The organism is Rhizohabitans arisaemae (genome assembly GCF_025996515.1).
Lineage (GTDB): Bacteria > Actinomycetota > Actinomycetes > Streptosporangiales > Streptosporangiaceae > Rhizohabitans > Rhizohabitans arisaemae.
Genome location: NZ_BLRH01000034.1, coordinates 880800 through 902091 on the forward strand (window position 1 = coordinate 880800; position 21292 = coordinate 902091).

At 71.3% G+C, this 21292-nt stretch carries 21 protein-coding genes and 1 pseudogene; 8 read left to right on the forward strand and 14 right to left on the reverse strand.

Translation table 11 applies throughout. The features are described 5' to 3' along the window. The first annotated feature begins 135 nt into the window (after positions 1-135). Both RUR_RS19575 and RUR_RS19580 read left to right on the forward strand, forming a co-directional pair. Complete coding sequence (locus RUR_RS19575; protein WP_283136536.1) at positions 136-759, forward strand: LysE family translocator; 624 nt, start codon at positions 136-138, stop codon at positions 757-759. Positions 760-820: 61 nt separating this feature from the next. After that, a complete protein-coding gene (locus RUR_RS19580) occupies positions 821-1597 on the forward strand; it encodes an isocitrate lyase/PEP mutase family protein (protein WP_283136537.1) in 777 nt (258 codons plus the stop codon). A gap of 169 nt (positions 1598-1766) precedes the next feature. Here the strand turns inward: RUR_RS19580 and thrS are convergent, their stop codons facing one another. From thrS to RUR_RS19605, 5 genes are all read right to left on the reverse strand, one after another. Beyond that, positions 1767-2996 (reverse strand): threonine--tRNA ligase, encoded by a 1230-nt coding sequence (gene thrS, locus RUR_RS19585; RefSeq protein ID WP_428847007.1) that lies wholly within the window; start codon positions 2994-2996, stop codon positions 1767-1769. Between the two features lie 147 nt (positions 2997-3143). Next, positions 3144-3860 (reverse strand): class I SAM-dependent methyltransferase, encoded by a 717-nt coding sequence (locus RUR_RS19590; protein ID WP_283136539.1) that lies wholly within the window; start codon positions 3858-3860, stop codon positions 3144-3146. A gap of 163 nt (positions 3861-4023) precedes the next feature. Beyond that, entirely contained in the window at positions 4024-4692 is a 669-nt protein-coding gene (locus RUR_RS19595; RefSeq protein WP_283136540.1) for a response regulator, read from the reverse strand. Beyond that, positions 4689-5831 (reverse strand): sensor histidine kinase, encoded by a 1143-nt coding sequence (locus tag RUR_RS19600; protein WP_283136541.1) that lies wholly within the window; start codon positions 5829-5831, stop codon positions 4689-4691. The genes RUR_RS19595 and RUR_RS19600 overlap by 4 nt, the downstream gene beginning before the upstream one ends. 80 nt (positions 5832-5911) lie before the next feature. Next, positions 5912-6274, reverse strand: a complete 363-nt coding sequence (locus RUR_RS19605; protein WP_283136542.1) for a nuclear transport factor 2 family protein — start codon at positions 6272-6274, stop codon at positions 5912-5914. A gap of 269 nt (positions 6275-6543) precedes the next feature. Here RUR_RS19605 and RUR_RS19610 point away from each other — a divergent pair, with 269 nt between their 5' ends. Continuing rightward, on the forward strand, positions 6544-7413 hold the full coding sequence (locus tag RUR_RS19610; protein WP_283136543.1) for an aminoglycoside phosphotransferase family protein: 870 nt from the start codon (positions 6544-6546) through the stop codon (positions 7411-7413). A 10-nt stretch (positions 7414-7423) separates the two neighbouring features. Here the strand turns inward: RUR_RS19610 and RUR_RS19615 are convergent, their stop codons facing one another. Then, complete coding sequence (locus tag RUR_RS19615) at positions 7424-8011, reverse strand: dihydrofolate reductase family protein (RefSeq protein WP_283136544.1); 588 nt, start codon at positions 8009-8011, stop codon at positions 7424-7426. A 156-nt stretch (positions 8012-8167) separates the two neighbouring features. Between RUR_RS19615 and RUR_RS19620 the strand changes: the two are divergent. After that, positions 8168-8440: pseudogene (locus tag RUR_RS19620) on the forward strand (DUF6596 domain-containing protein); the annotation flags it as partial. Between the two features lie 117 nt (positions 8441-8557). On the opposite strand, the gene RUR_RS19625 reads toward RUR_RS19620, so the two are convergent. The 4 genes from RUR_RS19625 to RUR_RS19640 form a co-directional block, all read right to left on the reverse strand. Further along, on the reverse strand, positions 8558-9340 hold the full coding sequence (locus RUR_RS19625; protein WP_283136545.1) for a hypothetical protein: 783 nt from the start codon (positions 9338-9340) through the stop codon (positions 8558-8560). Between the two features lie 205 nt (positions 9341-9545). Further along, a complete protein-coding gene (locus tag RUR_RS19630; RefSeq protein ID WP_283136546.1) occupies positions 9546-9947 on the reverse strand; it encodes an SgcJ/EcaC family oxidoreductase in 402 nt (133 codons plus the stop codon). 20 nt (positions 9948-9967) lie between these two features. After that, the gene (locus RUR_RS19635) at positions 9968-11170 is read right to left on the reverse strand and encodes an MFS transporter (protein ID WP_283136547.1); all 1203 of its coding nucleotides are present in this window, start codon (positions 11168-11170) and stop codon (positions 9968-9970) included. A gap of 46 nt (positions 11171-11216) precedes the next feature. Then, positions 11217-11963 carry an SDR family oxidoreductase gene (locus tag RUR_RS19640; RefSeq protein WP_283136548.1) on the reverse strand — a complete coding sequence of 249 codons (747 nt, stop codon included), beginning with the start codon at positions 11961-11963 and terminating at the stop codon, positions 11217-11219. 150 nt (positions 11964-12113) lie between these two features. Between RUR_RS19640 and RUR_RS19645 the strand changes: the two genes are divergently transcribed. After that, positions 12114-13013 (forward strand): LysR family transcriptional regulator, encoded by a 900-nt coding sequence (locus RUR_RS19645; protein ID WP_283137052.1) that lies wholly within the window; start codon positions 12114-12116, stop codon positions 13011-13013. A gap of 12 nt (positions 13014-13025) precedes the next feature. Here the strand turns inward: RUR_RS19645 and RUR_RS19650 are convergent, their stop codons facing one another. Genes RUR_RS19650 through RUR_RS19665 form a run of 4 tightly spaced genes read right to left on the reverse strand, consistent with a single transcriptional unit; the run spans position 13026 to position 17604 of the window. Further along, a complete protein-coding gene (locus tag RUR_RS19650) occupies positions 13026-15227 on the reverse strand; it encodes a thiamine pyrophosphate-dependent enzyme (protein WP_283136549.1) in 2202 nt (733 codons plus the stop codon). A gap of 17 nt (positions 15228-15244) precedes the next feature. After that, a complete protein-coding gene (locus RUR_RS19655; protein WP_283136550.1) occupies positions 15245-16129 on the reverse strand; it encodes an ABC transporter permease in 885 nt (294 codons plus the stop codon). Then, complete coding sequence (gene nikB / locus RUR_RS19660) at positions 16119-17060, reverse strand: nickel ABC transporter permease (RefSeq protein ID WP_283136551.1); 942 nt, start codon at positions 17058-17060, stop codon at positions 16119-16121. Before nikB ends, RUR_RS19655 begins: the two co-directional genes overlap by 11 nt. Before the next feature lie 52 nt (positions 17061-17112). Continuing rightward, positions 17113-17604 (reverse strand): Lrp/AsnC family transcriptional regulator, encoded by a 492-nt coding sequence (locus RUR_RS19665; RefSeq protein ID WP_283136552.1) that lies wholly within the window; start codon positions 17602-17604, stop codon positions 17113-17115. A 125-nt stretch (positions 17605-17729) separates the two neighbouring features. On the opposite strand from RUR_RS19665, the gene RUR_RS19670 reads away from it, so the two are divergent. The 3 genes from RUR_RS19670 to RUR_RS19680 are packed head-to-tail and all read left to right on the forward strand — an operon-like array spanning position 17730 to position 21291. Continuing rightward, entirely contained in the window at positions 17730-18776 is a 1047-nt protein-coding gene (locus RUR_RS19670; RefSeq protein ID WP_283136553.1) for an ABC transporter ATP-binding protein, read from the forward strand. Continuing rightward, positions 18776-19831 carry an ABC transporter ATP-binding protein gene (locus RUR_RS19675; RefSeq protein WP_283136554.1) on the forward strand — a complete coding sequence of 352 codons (1056 nt, stop codon included), beginning with the start codon at positions 18776-18778 and terminating at the stop codon, positions 19829-19831. The genes RUR_RS19670 and RUR_RS19675 overlap by 1 nt, the downstream gene beginning before the upstream one ends. An 8-nt stretch (positions 19832-19839) precedes the next feature. Then, a complete protein-coding gene (locus RUR_RS19680; RefSeq protein WP_283136555.1) occupies positions 19840-21291 on the forward strand; it encodes an aldehyde dehydrogenase family protein in 1452 nt (483 codons plus the stop codon). Position 21292 lies beyond the last annotated feature (1 nt).

The following is a 21292-nucleotide window of genomic DNA, read 5'->3' on the forward strand; positions in this document are numbered from 1 at the left end:
CCAGGAGATCACCGGTACCCCTCCCCGGACCCTGGCCACCTGTTCACCGATCACGCCGACGAGTTCGCCCGTCAACTCGAACTGTCGGATAAATCATGTTGTGTGCACCCGAAAGCCGGGCCCACCATGTCCGATGTGTACCTTCTTGCGTTTATCGGCGCCTGCATCCTGGTGGCGATGGTCCCCGGGGTCAGCACCGCGATCATCCTGCGCCAGACCCTTCGCTCCGGACGGGGCTCGGGCTTCGCGGCCATCCTCGGCAACGAGACCGGCGTCCTGCTGTGGGCGCTGGCCGCGGCCTTCGGCCTCTCCGCGCTCCTGCTCGCCTCCCAGACCGCCTACGACGCCATGCGGATCGCCGGCGCGCTCGTCCTGGCGTTCATGGGCGCGCAGTCCCTGTGGCAGGCCCGGACCGCGAGGACCGCGGTCGAGGTGGAGGTGGCGGTGCCCACCGCGGACGGTGCGCGCAAGTCCTACCTCCTCGGCCTCGGCACCTGCCTGGCCAACCCCAAGGCCGCCGTCTTCGCGCTGTCGTTCCTGCCGCAGTTCGTGCCGCCCGGGCAGAACGTCGTCGCGACGCTGGTGCTGCTGTCGGTGATCTGGGTCCTGGTGGACACGTTGTGGTACGCCCTGTTCGTCTGGGCGATCGCCAAGGCGAAGGCGATCCTCGGGAAGCCGGCCGTCCGGCGCAGGCTGGAGCGGATCTCCGGCGTGGTCCTCATCGGCCTCGGCGTGCGGCTGATCCTGGAAGCCCGGTGACCTCCCGCCACCGCGGCGGCGGAGCCCGTACCCTGCTCGTGATCCCCGGCTAGGAGGAACGTTGACGACACCCTCGAACGACAGGGCGGCCCGGCTCCGGGAACTGCACCGGCCCGGCTCCCCGCTGCTGCTGCCCAACGTCTGGGACGCCGCGAGCGCGGCGACCGTCGAGGCGGCCGGGTTCCCCGCGCTCGCCACGGCCAGCGCCGCGATCTCCGCCATGCTCGGGTACCCGGACCACGAGGGCGCTCCGGCCGAGGACATGCTCGCCGCGGCCGGACGGGTCGTCCGCGCGGCTCGGGTGCCGGTGACCGTCGACGCCGAGGCGGGGTACGGCCTTGCGGCCGCCGAACTCGTCGGACACCTGGCCGCCATCGGCGCGGCCGGATGCAACCTGGAGGACTCCGACCATCGGAGCGGCGGCCTGGCCGCCCTCGACGACCAGGCGAGACGGATCGCCGAGGTACGCGCCGCGGCCGTCGGCGCCGGAGTCGACCTGGTGATCAACGCACGGGTCGACGTCTTCCTGGACGCGAAGGAGGAGACCCCCGGCCTGGTGGCCGAAGCGGTCGAGCGGGGACGGCGCTACCTGGAGGCCGGAGCCGACTGCGTCTACCCGATCATGGCCGTCTCCGAGGACGTGATCTCCACGCTCGTCGCCGGGCTGCCAGGCCCGGTCAACGTGCTCGCACTCCCCAACGGCCCGTCCCTGTCCCGCCTGGCCGAGCTGGGCGTCGCCCGCGTCTCCTACGGCCCCCAGCCGTACCGGCGGGCGTTGGGCACCCTGGAGGCCATGGCCGCTCGGATCGCCGCCCACGAAGATCCCTTCGCCTCCTGATCGGCGAGTGCCGCACCTCGGGGCCGGCCCCGCCCTTCAGCGGCCGGATCCACCACCTGACCTGCGGCGTGGGACGTCCCGTCCACCCCGGTTGAGCGGGTGGACGAAACGTCTCACGTTGGGCGCCGTCGTGTTCATCGGGCCGCAAGGTCTTCCCTGAGTCCTCGGGTCACGCGGGGACCGGGGTGTCCCACAGGTCGAGGCGGTGGTCGCCGATCAGGTCGCCGATCCTGGCCAGTACCTCGCCGGCGGGGCGGGCCTCCAGGCGGCGGCCGTCGCGCAGACGCAGGGCGACCTGGTCGCCGGCGGCCTCCTTGGGCCCGATCACCGCCTGGTACGGGACAAGCCTGGCATTCCTGATGCGCGCCCCCAGGCTGCCGTGCTCGGGCCCGGAAAGCTCGGCCCGCAGCCCCCGGTCGGCGCATCGCCGTACAAACTCCGCAGCCTGCGGCACCTCCGCATCGGAGATGGGGAGTGCCACCAGCTGACGGGGGGCGAGCCAGGCCGGGAACGCGCCCCCGTACAACTCGATCAGGTGCGCGACGGCCCGTTCCAGGCTGCCGACGACGCTGCGGTGGACCATCACCGGCCGATGCCGGGCGCCGTCGGCGCCGACGTACTCGAGGCCGAACCGTTCGGGCTGGTGGAAGTCGATCTGCACGGTCGACAGGGTGGCCTCCCGCCCGGCGCCGTCGGCGATCTGCACATCGATCTTGGGTCCGTAGAAGGCCGCCTCTCCTTCGGCGGCCTCGTACTCAAGGCCCGAGCGGTCCAGGACGTCGGTCAACATGGCTGCGGCCCGCCGCCACATCTCCGGCGCGGCCACGTACTTCCCGCCCGGCCCGGGGAGGGAGAGCCGGTAGCGGACCGGCTGGATACCGAGGTCCAGGTAGGCCTGGCGGATCAGCGCCAAGGCCCCGACGGCCTCCTCGGCGACCTGGTCCAAGGTGCAGAAGATGTGCGCGTCGTTGAGCTGGATGGCCCGGACCCGGGTCAGCCCGCCGAGGACGCCGGAGAGCTCGGAGCGGTACATCGCGCCGAGTTCGGCGATCCGCAGCGGCAGTTCCCGGTAGCTGTGCGCGCGAGACCGGTAGATCAGCGCGTGGTGCGGGCACAGACTCGGCCGCAGGACCACCTGTTCGCCGCCCAGGTCCATCGGGGGGAACATGTCCTCGCTGTAGTGGGACCAGTGCCCGGAGATCTCGTACAGCTCCCTCTTGCCCAGCACCGGCGAGTAGACGTGCCGGTAACCCGCGCGGCGCTCGGCGTCGCGGATGTACTCCTCCAGGGTGTGCCGCACGATCGCGCCGTCGGGCAGCCAGTACGGCAGCCCCGCGCCGATCAGCGGGTCGGTGTCGAACAAGCCCAGCTCGCGGCCGAGCCTTCGGTGATCGTGCATCGTGGTCTCCTCGCGGAAGGTGAGGCGAGTGACCGATGCGCCGAAGCCCCGGGGCACCCGCCCCGGGGCTTCGACTACGTCAGCTGTCAGCGCGCCGGGACACTCTCCGGCGTCGTCGTCATGGCGGCGCGCTTCATGCCGACCACGCTAGCAGAAGGAGGGATCCTCCGATGGGCGATCATCGGAGTGGCCGCTCCTGCGAACGTGTCCCGCCAAGCGCTCATAGCGGGTTACCGCGTAAGGGCGCACCGTATGCTCCTCGACGTGTTCGTCCACCTTGCGGAGCAGAGGGTCGCGGTCGAAGTGCCGGTAGAGGCCCCGCGATTCGGGCCATTCGTGCACGAGGATCAGGGAGGCGCCGGGGTTCATGAAGGAGCGCAGCCGTCCGGACGCCGCGCGCAGCCGTGCGCCCCGCCCGACGTAGTAGAGCGTCTCGGCGCAGACGACCAGGTCGAACGTGCCGCCCGGCTCCTGGTTGAGGAAGTCGAGCGCCGCGAACCTCGCCTTTCCCACACGCCGGTCGCCGGCCGTGGCGCACGGCACGGCCGACGCCCGCCGGACCGCCCGCGCCGAGACGTCCACGCCGAGCACCTCCGCCTCTGGGTACGCGCCGGCGACCCGGTGGGTGAAGCTCCCCTCGCTGCACCCCACGTCGAGGATCCTGTCGTACGGGCGTTCGGGGACGGACTTCAGCGTGACCTCGTATTTGGTGATCTCGTAGGGGTCGACGGCGTACCGCCACGGGTCGGGGTTGCGGTGAAACCACTCGAAGTAGCTCCGGAGGAATCTCCCCTGGCCGGCCGGGGAGAGCAGGGACACCGTACGGAAGAACGTCCTGTGCAGGAACGCGGGGAGATCGGACATGACTTCAGCCTGCGGCCGGGCACGAACCCGATCTTCGCCCGCCGGAACGATCCTCCGCCGGGGTCCCGGGTACCGGTCCGCCGGCCGACGGGCCCGCGGTACCGGTCCGGCCACGGCCGGGACCGAGGTCACGCGTGGTCCCGCCCAGGACCGCGGTACCGGGTCAGCGTCCCCGCTCCCCCGGTCTCACCAAGCCGACCTCGTAGGCGATGATCACCGCTTGGGCCCGGTCGCGGACGCCGAGTTTGGCGAACAGATCGCTCACCCGGTTCTTCACCGTGGACAGGGAGAGCCCGACCTCGTCGGCGATCTGCCGGTTGGACAGGCCCCGCGCGATGAGCGTGAGCACCTCGCGCTCCCGGGCGGTGAGGTTCTCCAGTCCCTCGGGGACCGGCACGGGCTGGGAGCGCGCCGGCCGGACGAAGGTCCCGATGAGCCCGACCAGCAGCCGGGGCGCCACCGCCGCGTCCCCCCGGTGCACGATCCTGACGCCTTCGACGAGCTCCTCCGGCGACACGTCCTTGGGCAGGAACCCCGACGCCCCGGCCCGGAGCGCGGCCACGACGTACTCCTCCAGGTCGAACGTGCTCAGGGCCAGCACCTTGGTGTCCGGCAGCTCCGCGACGATCCGCTCGGTGGCCGCGACCCCGTCCATGCCCGGCATGTGCAGGTCCATCAGGACGACGTCGGGCCGCAGCTCGTGGCTCCGCCGTACGGCCTCGTGCCCGTCGGCGGCCTCACCCACGGCGGTCAGCCCCGGCTCGGTGCCGAGCAGCATGCGAAACCCGGCGCGTACCAGCACGTGGTCGTCGACGAGCAGGACTTTGATCACGACGCCTCCTCCGTCGGGATACGGGCGAACACCCGGAATCCCCCTTCCGGTCCGGGCCCCGCCCGCAGCTCCCCGCCGCACAGGGCCACCCGTTCGGCCATGCCCGCGAGCCCGAGCCCCAGGCCTCCGTCGCCCGCCTCCGGCCGGGTACGGCCCTCGTCGAGCACCTCGAGTTCGATCATGCCGGGCAGGTAGGCGAGCCGCACCCGGGAGGCGGCCCCGCCGGCGTGCTTGCGGGTGTTGGTGAGGGCCTCCTGCACGATCCGGTAGACCGCGTGGTCCACGGTCGTGGCCAGCCCGGCCACCTCACCCGTGACCTCGATCGCCGCGTTGCCCGACTCCTCCACCAGCGCGGGCAGCCCCTCGACGCCGACACCCGCCTGGCTTTCCGCGGGTTCCCCGTCCGTGCGCAGCACATCGAGCATCTGCCGCATCTCGGCCATGGCCCGCCGAGCGGTGTCCTCACCGGTGAGCAGCGTCTCCTGAGCCCGTGCCGGATCGCTCGGGATCGTCCGCCGGGCCACCCCCATGTAGAGATTGATCACACTGACATGATGGGCCACCACGTCGTGCAGCTCGCGCGCGATGCGCCGGCGCTCCAGCCGTACCGCCTCTGCGGCGATCTCCCGCCGTTCCCTGGCCGCGTCCTCCTCGGCCTGCCACCTGACCCGTTCCGCCTCCGCCTCCCTGCGCTCGGCCAGTTCCCTGCGGAGCCGCATGACGTACCCGGCGGTCAGCGGTGCCGCCGCGGACAGCACGACGACGAGTCCGGAGCCGGACCAGCCCGACTCCGGCAGGCTCGGAAGCACCACGAGGTCGCCGAGCGCGACGCACAGCAGGGCGGCGAAGGCGACGGGCAACGGGGTGTGGCGGCCCACGCCGTACAGCGCGATGATCATCACACTGACGGGGCGGTCGCCTGGGCTCATCCAGGGACTCACCACGAACAGCGCCCCCGCGAGCACCGCCGTCAGGACGGGCCGCCGCCGGATGAACACCAGGGCGGCCCCGATGATCGCGACAAGGACGACCCCGGGGGTCGCCGGACCCTCCCCCGAACGGTAATTCCACTCCATCTCCAGCACCAGCAGGGCCAGCGCGACATCCCGCACCAGGGGATGCCGCACCCACCGGCGCACCGCCGCACGTGACATAGGCCCCAATTCACCACAGTGCCCGCCCGCAGGGCAATCCGATTCGGCCCTCGACGGGGCGAACGTCAATCCGGTTCGGGTCCGTGCGTCCCCCACCCGGAGACGACGAGGTCACCGCCGAAGACCAGCACCTCGCACGAGGACTGTCCCGTCTGTTTGCGGTAGTGGATGACGACGGAGCCGACGCCGACGTAGACCCCGAGCAGCTGGAAGCGGAGCTGCGGATTGAGCCGCAGGCCCTCGGCCCAGTACGCGCGCAACGCCTCCTTGCCGCGGATCGTCCCGTCCGAACCGGCGATCAGCCGCGCCGCGATCGGCGAGCGGAACACCACGTCGTCCGCGTAGTGCCGCATGATGCGATCGAGGTCCCGGGAGTTCCAGCCGGCCACCCACTCCTCGGCGAACCCCTGCGCGCGATCAAGATTCATGGCCCCATTCAAGCATGATCAGAGTGACCGCCGGACCGGCGGACCCAGGCGGGACGGGGGCGGGAGACCTCCCCGGTACGGCCTCCGCCCGCGGGCCCGCGCGAGGGGACGGGGCTGTTTCTCCTCGCAGCGGTCACGCCGCCCGATGCTCCCCGCAGGTACGGCGACGGCGCCACCTGGGGCCGTACCCGCCCGCTCTGAAGGCTCGGTACAGGCGGTCGGCCGGAAAACCGATGGAGGACGAACACCGGGATTCGCAGACTGGGCCTGTGATCGACATTACCGCCGACCTTGTCCGTGCCCTGGTCTCCGAGCAGTTTCCCGAGTGGGGCGACCTTCCGGTCGAACCGGTCGCCCGGCAGGGCTGGGACAACCGGACCTTCCGGCTCGGCGATCGGCTGACGGTACGGCTGCCCAGCGCCGAAGGCTACGTCGCCGCCGTCGAGAAGGAAGACCTGTGCCTGCCGGTCCTGGCCAGGCACCTGCCGCTGCCCGTACCGGAGACGGTGGCGACCGGGCGGCCGGGAGCCGGTTACCCGTTTCCGTGGTCGGTGCGACGCTGGCTCCCCGGAGACCCCGTCGGGGCGGTGGCCGACCGAGCCGGGTTCGCCCGTGATCTCGGGGGTTTCCTGACGGCGCTCCGGGCGATCCCCACCCGAGGGGGTCCGGCCGGCGGGCGGCACTCCTTCTTCCGCGGCTGCCACCCCGGCGTCTACGGCGACGAGGTCGAACACGCCCTCGGCAGGCTCGGGGACGCCGTCGACGCCGACGCCTGCCGGGCGGTCTGGGCGAACGCCCTCACCTCGGCCTGGGCGTCGCCGCCGACGTGGTTCCACGGCGACGTCGCCGTCGGAAACCTCCTCTTCGCCGAAGGCCGGCTCTCGGCGGTCATCGACTTCGGCACCTGCGGGGTCGGGGACCCGGCCTGCGACCTCGTCATCGCCTGGACCTATTTCACCGGGGACGAGCGGAGTGTCTTCCGGGAAGCCGTCGGCCTCCCCGAAGACACCTGGCGGCGCGCACGCGGCTGGGCGCTGTGGAAGGCGCTCATCACCGTGGCCGACCTGCCGGAATTCGACCCCGAAGGTCCCCAGGTCCGGATTCTCCACCACGTCCTCGCCGATCCGGTCGCCGGATGACCCAGCCCTGTCATCGCCGGGAGAACCAGGTGACGACGACGCCGTTCGTGAACGACTCCCGCTCCGTCACCGTGAAGAGGGCCGGGTCGAACTTCATGTCGAACACCGGGACGCCGCCTCCCGCCACCACCGGATAGCTCTTGACGACAAGCTTGTCGATCTCGGGGAAGACCGCGCCCGCGAGCCGCCCCCCGCCGCAGAGCCAGATGTCCTTGCCCTCTTCCCGCTTGAGGGTCCGGACCAGGGTGAGCGGGTCGCCGGGGACCACCGTCACCTCCGGATCGGGACTGGGCCCGAGCGTGCTCGACACCACGTACTGCCGCAGGTGCGCGTACGGGCTGGTGATGCCCGCGTCCAGTGCGGGACGGTAGGTGCCGAGCCCCATCACCACGGTGTCGAAGGACTGATTGGGCACGTCCGCCAAGCCGTGCGACGCACGCGCGAAGGTGGGAAGGGTCTCGGGGTAGCGCCGGTTCATCCACGCGCTGTAGACGGCGGCCTGTTCCTCGCCGCCCAGCGGGAAGAAGTCGAACTCCCCGCCGGGACCGGCGATCCGGCCGTCGATCGTGACGCCGATGTAGTAGACGAGCTCTCGCACATCACTCCATTTGTAGTACTTTAATCGAGTCGGTTAGACCGTAGTACTACAAATGAAGTGGTGTCAAGCGCTCCCAGGTGGCGCTCACCCTGCGCGCCGTCGGCGGGCTCACCACCGCCGAGGGGGCGCGGGCGTTCCTGGCCCCCGAGGCCCACGATGACGCCGCGGATCAGCCGTGCCAAGCAGCGGATCAAGGCGGCGGGCGCGTCGTTCGCGATACCGCCTGCACAGGAGCGGGCCGAACGGCTCGGCGCGGTCCCGCACGTGCTCTACCTGATCTTCAACGAGGGCTACACCGCCGGATCCGGACCAGACCTGCACCGCGCCGAGCTCACCGGGGAGGCGATCCGGCTCACCCGGATGTTCCACCGGTCCCTGCCGGGTGACGGGGAGGTCGCCGGGCTTCTCGCGCTGATGCTGCTGACCGACGCCCGCCGCGCGGCCCGCACCACCCCGGACGGCGCCCTGGTCCCGCTCGCGGGCTCCACACGGCTCGCCGCCGCAGGCGGAGCCAGGCCGGCCGCGGGCACTTCACACCGACGGTCGTCAGCCTTCCGACGGAGGCGACGCCTCCCAGGAGACGACCCACGTCCGCTTCCCGATCCGCACCGCCGCCTGGGGAGCCGAGCCCAGTGCCTCCCGGAGCGCCGTCGCCTCTTGCCCGCGGTACTCCACCACCCACGGGACGTCGGTCGGAAGGCCCGGGTCGGGGACGCTTTCAGGCCACTGCGCCTTCGGTAGTTCGTCGATCGCGTTCCTGTCCTCGTACAGCCGCACCGCGATCGGCGCGGTGAGGTCCGGCTCACCGGTGTCCCGGACCCGGCGGGTCAGCTCCCGGAGGCGGTCGACGGCGGTGACGATCGGCTTGTCCTGCTCCGTCGGCGTCCCGTTCAGCCGGACCCGGTGGACCTTCTTGCCGTCGGGATTCACCACGGTGATCTCGGCGGCGGGTTCGTGGCTCCCGGTGAAACGATCGATCGTGCCCTCCCGCCCCGCCAGCAGGGCGACGAGATCGGTTCGCAGCCCGTTCAGCTCGGCCGCGGGCAGCCGGACCGCGACCAGTTCCCTGCCGCGCCAGGTGACGGCCCGCCCGTCGGCGCCGACGGTCAGCCGGTCGTACTCGCCGCCGCACCCGTCCCCGTTCCCGCATCTGGAGAACCGGATCACCACGGTGGCCGGCGTCACGGTCACCGGGGCGGTCCCGGAGATCCCGACGGTCGGACCGGCCCCGGCGTTTCCCGGCGGTCGGGCGGGCGGACCGGGGTCGGCGGGCCGGGAGCAGCCGACCAGCAGCAGAAGGAGGGCGATGGCCGCAAAGCGTTGGATCATGGCTTTGGAACAGGCCGACCGTACCCGCAATTCCCCCCTTATTCCGCCGGGCACGCGAAAAGGGCGGTCCAGAAACCCCGTAAGGGACCTGCAGAGCTGGTCGGAGCCCTTGTGGTTACCGAGGACTTACGGCTTCGCCGACCGTGGGCGGACACGGGCCGGGCGACCCCCGTTCAGGGAGTCGCCCGGCCCGGCCCCGTCCTGGTCAGGCGTCCAGCACCCCGGTGTTCTGGCAGGCGACCAGGAGCCACCGCCCGTCCTCCTTGGCCATGACGTAGAGGGGGGTGTTCGGGTTGCCCACCGGCTCACCATCCGGAGTCCGGTACTGCGCCACTGCCTTGACGGCGGCCACATCGGGGCGGATGAACAGGATGTGCACCGGCTCGTAGGTGACCGTCGTGTCCCGCATCGCGCCGGGCAGGACCTTCCGGGTGAATTCCGCGATCTCATCGCGCCCGGTGAGTCGCTTGCCGTGGGCGGTCGTCCAGATCGCGTCGGACCGGAACAGGCCGATGAACTCTTCGGGGAGCTCGTTCCGCTGGAAGTGTTCGATGGCCGCGACAACCTGCTTGATCGCGTCGATCTCGGCCTGGCGAGCGGTGTCCATGTAGATCATCATTCCTTGTGCTAGTTGGAGCGGGCGGCGGAGCGGGTGTTCCAGACCGCCAGAGAGGTGAGAGCGCTGAGCGCGGCGCCGAACCAGAGGACGGCGGCCAGGACCACGTTGTCGGCGATGAGGCCGCCGAACAGGGCCCCGAGCGCGATGGCCAGGTTGAACATGGAGGTGTTGAGGGCGGTGGCGGCCTCGGTGGAGTCCGGTGCGGCCTTGATGATCCATGTTTGCACGCCCACCGGGACGCCGCCGAAGGCCAGGCCCCAGAGGACCAGCAGGGCCACGCCGCCGACCGGGTGGCCGCCGACCAGCGGGAAGAGGGCCAGAACCGCGGCGAGCAGGACGCTGATGCCGATGATGGTCTTGCGGATGTCGCGTCCGGCGATCGCACCGGTGATGAAGTTGCCGAGGATGCCGGCGCCACCGAAGGCGAAGAGGGCCGGACCGATCATGCTCTGGTCGACGCCGGAGATGCCCTGCAGGATCGGACTGACGAAGGTGAAGGCGGCGAAGTGGCCGCTCACCAGCAGGAACGTCGCCAGGACACCGGCTCGGACGACAGGGTTGGCGAACTGCTCGGCCAGCGTGCGCAGCCGTACCGGCTCGGTGGCCGGCATCTTCGGCAGCAGCAGGAGCAGGGCGACGACCACCAGGAGCCCGAGTCCGCCGAGGAGCCCGAAGGCGATGCGCCAGTCGGTGAGTTCGCCGATCAGGGTTCCCGCCGGTATCCCGAGGACGTTGGCGGCCGTGGCACCGCCGAAGGCGATGGCCGTGGCCTGCGGGATGTACCGCTCGGGCACCATGCGGACGGCGATGCCGGCGGCGAGCGCCCAGAACCCGCCGATCGCGATCCCGACCAGGAACCGCGAAGCCAGGAGCACCGCGAAGTTCGGCGCGACGGCGGACAACACGTTGGACGCGACCATCAGGGCGATCAAACCCAGCAGGACGACACGGCGGTCCAAGCGCCTGATCACGACCGGCAGGATCGGCGCGGCGGCGGAGGCGACCAGGCCGGGCACGGTCACCATCAGTCCCGCCGCCCCCTCGGACACCCCCAGTGCCCCGCTGACCGAGGTCAGCAGGCCCACGGGCAACTGTTCGGCGGTCACCATGGAGAAGGTCCCCACCGCGACGGCCGCGACGGCGAACCACCTCCGCAACGGCACCCGGTCAACGGGGGAGGCAACGGCGACCGGTTCTCCGGTACGCGTCATGTCGATCACTCCTCGATAAATCGAAAAAAGGGGGATATTCGGTTGGTCAGAGGAGGCCGCCGTCGGCCCTGATCGTCTGACCGGAGACCCAGTCGGCGGTGTCACCGGCCAGCCAGCCGACCACCTGGGCGATGTCCTCGGGCTGTCCGGCTCGGCCACGCGGACTCCGGGTCCGCGGTTCCGCCGGGTTCGCACCGGAGCGACAGGAGCCGGTCACCGGGCCGGGGGCGACCGCGTTGACGGTGATCTCCCGTACGGCCAGTTCCTGGGCGGCCACCGGCACGAGCCGTTCCACCGCGGCCTTCGCCGCCGCGTACAGGCCGTACCGGCCGGGCATGGCCGAGGCGAGCGCGCTGGTCACCACCACGTACCGGCCGTGGTCCGCCAGATGCCGGGCGGATGCGCGCAGCGTGTTGAACACGCTGCGCGTGTTCAGGTCGATCAGCAGGTCGAAGTCCTCGTCGGTGTGCTGCGTCAGCGCCTTCCGCAGGACGGTCCCCACCGCGTGGACCACGATGTCGATCCTGCCGTGCCGGACGACCACCCCTTCGAACAGGGTGTTCACGTCGGCGGACCGGGTCGCGTCCGAGCGGACGGCCTCCGCGGTCACGCCGTACCCGTCCAAGGTCGATAGGGTCCGCGCCGCGGCCTCCTCGCCGTGGGCGTAGCTGATCGTCACGGCGGCTCCGCGCATCGCGAGAAGCTCGGCGCAGGCCGCTCCCTGGCCTCGGCTGCCTCCGACCACCAAGGCGACCTTGCCCTCAAGATCGCGTGTTGGGTACGCAGGAGTCATCGGGAACGTCCCTTTCGTGGAGCGGGTGGAGTGGCTTCAGCCTCCTCCGCCCGACACCATGATCGGAAACAGAAGTTCCCGGTGACCGCCACCGGGGTTTTCGGTTGCCGCCGGAAATAGCCGCTCATGTACGGTGATGTCGTGATCGACATGGACATCCGGCAACTGCAGGCGTTCCTCATGGTGGCCCAGGAGCTGAACATCACCCGCGCCTCGGCCCGGCTGCACATCAGCCAGCAGACGCTGTCGACCCAGATCCAGCAGCTCGAACGGGCCATGGGCGCAACGCTCCTGGTCCGTACGTCGCGAGGCGTCCTGCTCACCCCCGCGGGCTGCGAACTGGAACGCGGCGGAACGGCCGTGGTCTCCGACCTCGCCGAACTCACCGAGCGGGTACGGGCCGCGGACCGGGGCCGGCTCGGACGGCTCCGGCTGGCCTGCTGCCCCTACGCCACGGCGCTGTTCGCCACCGAGGTCGCGGACGCGATGGAAGCCGCGGTGCCCGGCCTCGAGGTCGACCTGACCAGCGTGTCCACCCCGCCGGAAGAACTCGCGCTCCTCCTCGCCGGCGAGGCCGACGCCGCGTTCATGTGGCTGCCGGTGGGAGACGCCCGCCTGAGCCACGCCTCCGTACGCAGCGACCGGCGCGCCGTCGCCCTGTCACCGGGACACCGGCTCGCGGACCGGGAGTCGGTGACCCTGGCCGATCTGGCCGGCGAACCGGTCATCCGCCCGGACATCTTCCTGTCCGAGGAGAACCTGTGCCACTGGCTGGCCGACCCCCGGCCGGACGGCACCCCGGCCCCGCGCGGTCCCGCCGTACGCAAAGTCGAGGACTGCCTGATGACGGTCGCCCGCGGCAAGGGGATCTGGCTGGCCCCCGAGCCGCTCAGCCACTGGGTTCCCGTAACGAACGTCCGCTGGCTGCCGGTCTCCGACGCGGACCCTTCCGAACTCGGGCTCGTCTGGACCGACCGCGCCCCCGAACAGCTGATCGCGAGAATGATCGCCGAGGTCCGCACGGTGACCGGCTGGACCGAAAGCCGCTGAACCGAGGCGCCCTCAGCCGGTCCGGGCCGCCTTGCGTGCCGCGGACAGCACGTCTTCCTCGCCGAGCAGCACCTGAGCCGTCGCCGGCCCGAGCGGCACGAAACTGTCCAGGCTGTTGACCCGGCTGAGGGCCCCGGGGAAACCGCCGTCGACGAGCGCCGCCACCACGGCCTCGGAGACCCCGCCCCCGGCCCGGGTCTCGTCCACCACCAGCACCCGCGAAACCCCCGAGACCGCCGCGAGCAGGCTCTCGACCGGCAGCGGGGACAGCCACTGCAGATCCACCACCCGGACCTCGATCCCGTCCCGGGCGAGGACCCGCGCGGCCCGCAGACTCATCGGCACCCCGTTGCCGAAGGTCACCATGGCCAGGTCGGCGCCGTCCCGCACCGTGCGGACCCGGCCCAGCGGGGCCTGCCCGGCCGCCCAATCCGGCGGCGCGGCGTAGGGGGCCAGCCAGCCGCCGTCGCCCTCGTCGTGCAGGTCACGCCGGTGGTAGAGCGCGATCGGCTCCAGGAAGACGCAGACCCGACCCTCCTGTTCGGCCAGGGCCAGGCATTGCCGCAGAAGCGCCGGGGCGCTTGCCGGGTGGGAGGCCACCGCCAGCGCCAGGCCGGGGATGTCGCGGAGCACCGCCACCGAGTTGTCGTTGTGGAAATGCCCGCCGAACCCCTTCTGGTAGGCCAGGCCGGCGATCCGCACCACCATCCCGTTCTGGTACCGGCCCGCCGAGAAGAACCGGAGCGAGGCGGCCTCCCCGCGCAGCTGGTCCTCGGCGTTGTGCAGGTAGGCCAGGTACTGGATCTCCGGGATGGGCAGGGCCCCGGTCAGCGCGCTCCCCAGCGCGATCCCCAGGATCGTCTGCTCGTCCAGCAGGGTGTCGAACACGCGGGTCGCGCCGAACGCCTTCCGCAGACCGCGGGTGACGCCGTAGACGCCGCCCTTGCGCGCCACGTCCTCGCCGAACACCAGGGCTTGCGGCCAGGTGAGCATCGCGTCGTGCAGGGCCGCGTTGACGGACTGGGCGAGGGTCAGCGGCCCACGCGCCTCGGGTGGCCTGCCGCCGAACACCGGTGCCCGGCCGGCGCCGGGGCGGGTGGCCGCGGCGCTCACCTCCGGCAGGCGGCGCTCGGTCAGCGGGGCGACGACGGCCTGCGGGCTGTCCAGCCGCCTGACCCGGCCGACCAGCTCCCGCGCCTGCCCCATCACCTGCTCGCGCGTCGCCTCGTACCGGGCGAGCGTCTCGGCCGGGCTCAGCACACCGCGGCGGGCCAGCAGCGCCGCCGTCGCCAGGATCGGGTCGCGGTCGTAGTCGGCGAGGATCTCGCCGCGGGTCCGGTAGGCCGCCTCCGCGTCGGACCCGGCGTGCCCCATGAAACGGACGGTCCGCAGGTGCAGCACCGCCGGACGGCGCGACTCCCGGACCCCGGCGGCCACCTCGGCCGCACCGGCCAGCAGGCCCGCCGGGTCGGTCCCGTCCACCGCCGTGTACTCGACGCCGGGCAGCGACGACAGCGCCCGGCGGGTCCAGCCGCGGGGGGAGCGGACGCTGATCCCGATCCCGTTGTCCTCGCACACCAGCAGCAGCGGCAGCGGCAGACCCTGATGCGCGCAGTAGCCGGCCGCGTTCATCGCGCCGGCGGCCGTGGAGTGGTTGGCCGAGGCGTCGCCGAAACTGCACACCACCACCGAGTCGGCGGGGACGTCGCCGGTCGGCAGGCCCCGGCCCAGCGCGAACGCCATGCCGAGGGCCCGGGGCAGGTGGGAGGAGATGGTGGAGGTCTGCGGCACGATGTTCAGCCCGCGGTGGCCGAACACCTTGTGCCGGCCACCGGAGATGGGGTCCCGGCGGGAGGCCGTCGCCGAGTGCAGCACGTCCGCGACCGGGCTGGAGCCGGGCACCTGACCGGCCCGGGCCGCGTAGAAGCCGCCGGACCGGTAGTGCAGCAACGCCGGATCGGTGGGACGCAGGGCCAGCGCGACGGCGGCGTTGCTCTCGTGACCGCTGGAGCCGATCGTGTAGAAACCCTCCTGCCGCGACTGCAGCCAGCGCAACGCGAAGTCCAGGTGGCGGCTCTGCAGCTGCGCGTCCAGATACGCGAGCAGCAGCCCGGGGTCCGCGCCGGACGCGGCGGCGCCGGGGGTCTCGGGGAGGGGCTCGCCTTCGGACCACTCGGTGAGACGTCGCACCAGATGGTCGTCGATCGACTCCACTGTCTTTCCTTTCGGGCCTAGCGGCCGGACCGGCCGCGCAACCGCGGGTCCAGCGCGTCGCGGAGGGTGTCGCCCAGCAGATTGAACCCGAGGACGGTGATCATGATGCAGATCCCGGGAACCAGCGACGGCCACAGCGACAGTTCCATGAACGCCTTGCCCGAGGAGAGCATCGACCCCCACGACGGCTGCGGCGGCTGCACCCCGAGACCCAGATACCCCAGCGACGCCTCGATGAGGATCGCGTAGGCCAGGCTCGTGGTGAACTGCACCGCGATGGGGGCGACCGAGTTCGGCAGCACGTACTTGAAGATGATGCGGGCGCTGCTCAACCCGACCGCGTGCGCCGACTCCACGTACGGCTCCTTGCTGACCGACAGGGCGGTGCCGCGCACGATCCGGGCGAAGCTCGGGATGAAGACGATGACCAGCGCCAGGATGAGGTTCTCCGTCCCCGGACCCCGCGCGGCGACCACGGCCAAGGCCAGCAGCAGCGTCGGGAAGGAGAAGAGCACGTCCATCACCGGGGTGATCACGCCGTCGAGGACTCCCCGGTAGAACCCGGCCAGCAGGCCGAGCACGACCCCGATCACCCCGGCGCAGGTCACCACGATCAGGCTGACGGTCAGCGACGTCCGCGCCCCGTAGAGGGCACGGCTGAGCAGGTCCCGCCCCGCCTCGTCGGCGCCCAGCGGGAAGACGCCGCCCGGGGTCTCCAGCCGCCGACTGGACATGGCGGTGGGGTCGTAGGGGGCGATCAGCGGGGCGAGTACGGCCGCCAGCGTCATGACGACCACGATGACCATGCCGACCGCGCCGATGCGGTCCTTCAGGATCACGCGGAGCAGGCGCAGGCCGTCGCGGCGCGCGGCCGGCGGCGCGGGAGCGGGTTCAGTGACCACTGCGGAGCCTCGGATCCAGGTAGACGTAGATGAGGTCGACGAGAAGGTTGACCACGACGTAGAAGAAGGCGAGGAACAGCAGGGTGCCCTGGACCACGGGGTAGTCCCGCTGGCTGATCCCGCGGATCACCATGGTGCCGAGGCCCGGCCAGGAGAAGACCTGCTCCACCACGACGGTGCCGCCGAGCAGTGCCCCGGCCTGGATGCCGAGGACGGTGACCACGGGGATCAGGGAGTTGCGCAGCGCGTGCCGTACGACGACGACGTGCTCGCCCAGCCCTTTGGCGCGGGCGGTGCGCACGTAGTCCTGGTTGAGGACTTCGAGCATGCTGGACCGGGTCATGCGCATGCTGATCGCGGCCAGGCTGGCGCCCAGGGTGACGGCCGGAAGGATGAGGTAGCGCAGGTCGGCGAGGCCGCCGTCCCCCGATCCCTGGGAGGGGAGCCAGCCCAGGGTGACCGAGAAGACGTACACGAGCAGGATGCCGAGCCAGAAGTTGGGCAGCGACAGGCCGACCAGTGAGATCAGGCGGGAGGCCGCGTCCAGGACGCCGTTGCGCTTGGTGGCGCTGACCACGCCGAACGGGATCGAGATGAGGATCGAGACCACCAGCGCGGAGACGGCCAGCAGCAGGGTGGCGGGGAAGCGGTCCGCGATCTCGGACAGCACCGGCTGGCCGCTGCGCATCGAGGTACCGAGGTCGCCTTGGAGCAGGCCGCCGAACCAGTGCAGGAACTGTTCGTGGATCGGCATGTCGAGTCCGAAGTAGCGGCGCATCTCGGCTTCGACCTGGGGGTCGGCGAAGTCCTCCCCCATGATCGAGCTGATGACGTCACCGGGGATCATCCGGATCACGAAGAACGAGATGACTGAGATGCCGAGTAGTACCGGCACGACCGAGACCAGGCGGATCAGCATGATGCGCAGCAACGGTCAGCTCCTTGGTGCAGGGGGTGGTTCTAGCCGACCCTGTGCCGGGCGTTCAGCTCAGGTCGGCCGGTGCGTCGTCGATCGCGATGTCCCGGGCCCACTCGTGGGCCCGCTTGGCGACCCGCAGCACCATGACGGTCCGGCTCTCCATCAGCCCGTCCAGGTTGCCCAGACGCTCCGTCCAGAACGTGCGCATCTCGTTGCTGGACGCGAAGTAGCCGACCGCGACGATGTCGAATTGCCCGGTCACGTGGTAGACGTAGGAGATTTCCGGCATGGCGACGAGCTGCTCGATGAGCTGCTCGGTGGCGCCGGGGGCACTCTGAATCTCGAACAGGGTGTGGACGGGACGCCCCATGAACGGGGCGCTGGGGATCGCGGCGAAGTGCAGCTGGCCTTCGGCCACGAGTCTCTCCACCCGCCGCCGCACCGAACCCTCCGACAGCCCCACTTTGGCCGCCAGCGCCACGTTGGTCTGGCGCGGGTCCCGGACCAGCTCGCGAATGATGCTGCGATCTTTCTCGATCGAGCTCTTCGACGCCATGATGCTCCATTTCAGAGAAGTGTCGGTATTCGGCGCTTCGGTGAGCCTAGACGACGATGATCGGATATGCAACACTCCCGATTGACGAATAGCGACGCTTGTGCGTGTTATCTGCAGGGGGTTCGATGGCCTTGCTCGACGTGCGGGACCTGCGTACCGAGTTCCGCGCCGCGCGGGGGTCTGTGACGGCTGTCGACGGAGTGTCGTTCAGCGTCGACGCAGGCGAGATGGTGGCGCTGGTCGGCGAATCCGGGTGCGGGAAGTCGGCCACCGCCCAGTCGATCATGGGACTGGTGGTGCCCCCGGCCGGCCGGGTCACCGGCGGCCAGGTGCTCTTCCAAGGACAGGACCTGCTCACGATGAAACCCCGTGAGCTGCGCGCCGTCCGAGGCAAGGGCATCGCCATGATCTTCCAGGACCCCATGACCTCGCTGAATCCGGTGCTCACCATCGGCAAGCAGCTCACCGAATCCCTCCGGCTGCACCTGGGGCTGGGCAACCGGGCGGCCCGGGCCCGGGCGGTCGAACTCCTGGAGACGGTGCGCATCCCCGCCCCGGAGACCCGCCTGGGCTCCTACCCCCACCAGTTCTCCGGCGGCATGCGCCAGCGCGTCATGATCGCGATGGCCCTCTCCTGCGAGCCGCGGCTGATCCTGGCCGACGAGATCACCACCGCGCTCGACGTCACCATCCAGGCGCAGATCCTCGAACTCCTGCGCGACCTGGCCGGGGAGACCGGCACCGCGGTGCTGTTCATCACCCACGACCTCGGCGTCGTCGCCGGGATGGCCGAGCGGGTCAACGTCATGTACGCGGGCCAGATCGTCGAGCGCGCCGACACCGTCGATCTCTTCCACCGGCCGCAGATGCCCTACACCTGGGGACTGCTCGGCTCCGTCCCGCGACTGGATCAGGCGCGCGGCGGCAGACTCCGCCCGATCGCCGGGCAGCCGCCCGAGCTGTCCGACATGCCGCCCGGCTGCCGGTTCTCGCCCCGATGCGTCCACGCCCAGGACGTCTGCCGCCGATCCCCGCCGACGCTGACACCGGTACGGGGGGCCGACGACGACCCGAGCAGGCTCACCCGGTGCTGGGGCATGCAGGCCGTACCCGAAGGCGGCTGGCTGTCCCTGGACGACCGGTACGCCGACCAGCCGACCGAGGAGAAGTGATGTCCGAGCCGACCTCCGCCGCCGCGGGCGCCGTGGCCGTGGCGCCCCCGCAGGACCGCCCCGTCCTCCTGCGGGTACGCGACCTGGCCGTCGACTTCAAGGTCCCGGTCAAAGGGTCGCTGCGGGCGGCCCGCCTGCGCGCCGTGGCCGGCGTGGACCTCGACGTCCACCGGGGGGAGATCCTCGGCGTGGTCGGCGAGTCGGGGTGCGGCAAGTCCACCACCGGCCGGGCGATCCTGCAGCTCCTCAAACCGAGTGAGGGTACGGTCGCCTTCGACGGGGTCGAGCTCACCACGCTCGCCCGCGGCCGGATGCGGGCGATGCGCCGCCGCATGCAGATGATCTTCCAGGATCCCTACGCGTCGCTGAACCCCCGGATGACGATCGGGGAGCTCATCGAGGAGCCCCTCCTGGTGCACTCCGACGCGACGGCCCGGGAACGCCGGGCCAAGGCGCTGGAGACCATGCGCCTGGTCGGGGTCAGCCCGCACTGGCACGAGCGCTACCCGCACGAGCTCTCCGGCGGGCAGCGCCAGCGCGTCGGCATCGCCCGGGCGCTCGTCAGCAACCCCGAGTTCATCGTCGCCGACGAGCCGGTGTCCGCCCTGGACGTCTCCATCCAGGCGCAGATCGTCAACCTGCTGGAGTCGCTCCAGGAGGAACTCGGCCTCACCATGATGTTCATCGGGCACGACCTGGCCGTGGTGCGCCACCTGTGCGACCGCATCGCGGTCATGTACCTCGGCACCGTCGTGGAGATCGGCGACTGCGAAAGCCTCTACACCCGGCCGCGGCACCCCTACACCCAGGCGCTGCTCTCGGCCGTACCGATCCCCGACCCGCTGGTCGAAGCCGAGCGACGGCGCCGGATCCTCAAAGGCGACGTGCCGAGCCCCCTCAACCCGCCCACCGGCTGCCGGTTCCGCACCCGGTGCTGGAAAGCCCAGGAGATCTGCGGGACGCAGGTGCCGGCGCTGACCGCCGAGAGCACCGGCCACCAGGTCGCCTGCCACTTCCCCGAAGAACCCGGCCCGGAGTCGCCGGCCGGCACGTGAGGACCTCGATGACGACACACTCCCCGCCCGTCCCCTGTCATCTCAACCTCGTCGACGGCCGCTGGGTCGACGGCGAGCGGCGCCCCAACCTCAACCCCGCCCGTCCCGGGGAGACCGTCGCCGAGTACGCGGCCGCGGACCGGGCCGTCGTCAAGGAGGCCGTCGACGCGGCCGGCCGGGCCCGGCCCGGCTGGGCCTCGACCCCGGTCGGGGAGCGCATGCGGCTCCTGGACCGGATCGGCGCGACGATCCTGCGCCGGGTCGAGGAGCTGGCCGTCCTCCTCTCCCGCGAGGAGGGCAAACTGCTGGCCGAGGCGCGGGGCGAGGTGACCCGCGCCGGCCAGACGTTCCGCTACTACGCCCATCAGCTGCTCCAGCCCGAGGGGGAGATCTACGCCAGCACCCGCGAACGCGCCTCCGCCGAGGTACGCCGCCGGCCCCTCGGCGTCGTCGGCGTCATCACGCCGTGGAACTATCCGTGGGCCATCCCCGCCTGGAAGGTCGCGCCCGCGCTGGCCTACGGCAACACCGTGGTGCTGAAGCCGGCCGAGCTGGTCACCGCCTCAGCCGGGGAGATGGCCAGGATCATCACCGACGCCGGCGTCCCGCCGGGCGTGTTCAACCTGGTGATGGGGGACGGCCCGACGGCCGGCGAGGAGCTGCTCACCTCGGACGGGATCGACGGCGTCTCCTTCACCGGCGGAACCGCCACCGGGCGGCACGTCGCCCGGCGGTGCGTCGAGTACGGCAACAAGCGGTTCCAGCTGGAGATGGGCGGCAAGAACCCCCTCGTCGTCCTGGACGACGCCGACCTGGAGGTCGCCGTACGCTGCGCCCTGGACGGCGGCTTCTTCAGCACCGGGCAGCGCTGCACCGCCTCCAGCCGACTGGTCGTCCAGTCCGGGATCCACGACCGGTTCGTCGACGCGCTCACCAAGGCCACCCGGGCGCTGCGGGTCGGCGACCCGCTGGACGAGCGGAGCCAGCTCGGCCCGGTGGCCTCCCCCGACCAGCTCGCCCGGAACCTGGAGTACGTCGAGATCGGCCGCAGGGAGGGCGCGACCGCCGTCGCGGGGGGAGACCACACGGCCGAGGAGGGGCAGTTCATGCGCCCCACCCTGTTCGTCGGGGCGCGCAACGACATGCGGCTCGCCCGGGAGGAGATCTTCGGTCCGGTGAGCTGCGTCATCAAGGTCGACGACTTCGACGAGGCGGTCGCCGTGGCGGGCGACACCCGCTACGGGCTCTCCTCGGGGATCGTCACCACCTCCCTGTCCGCCGCGGAACGGTTCAAGCGGCTGTCCAGGTCCGGCATCGTCACCGTCAACCTCCCCACCGCCGGAACCGAACTGCACCTGCCCTTCGGCGGCACCGGGGAATCCAACCACGGGCCGCGTGAGCAGGGCGCCTACGCCCGCGACTTCTACACCGTCCCCGTCACCTGCTACACGGGATGGTGAA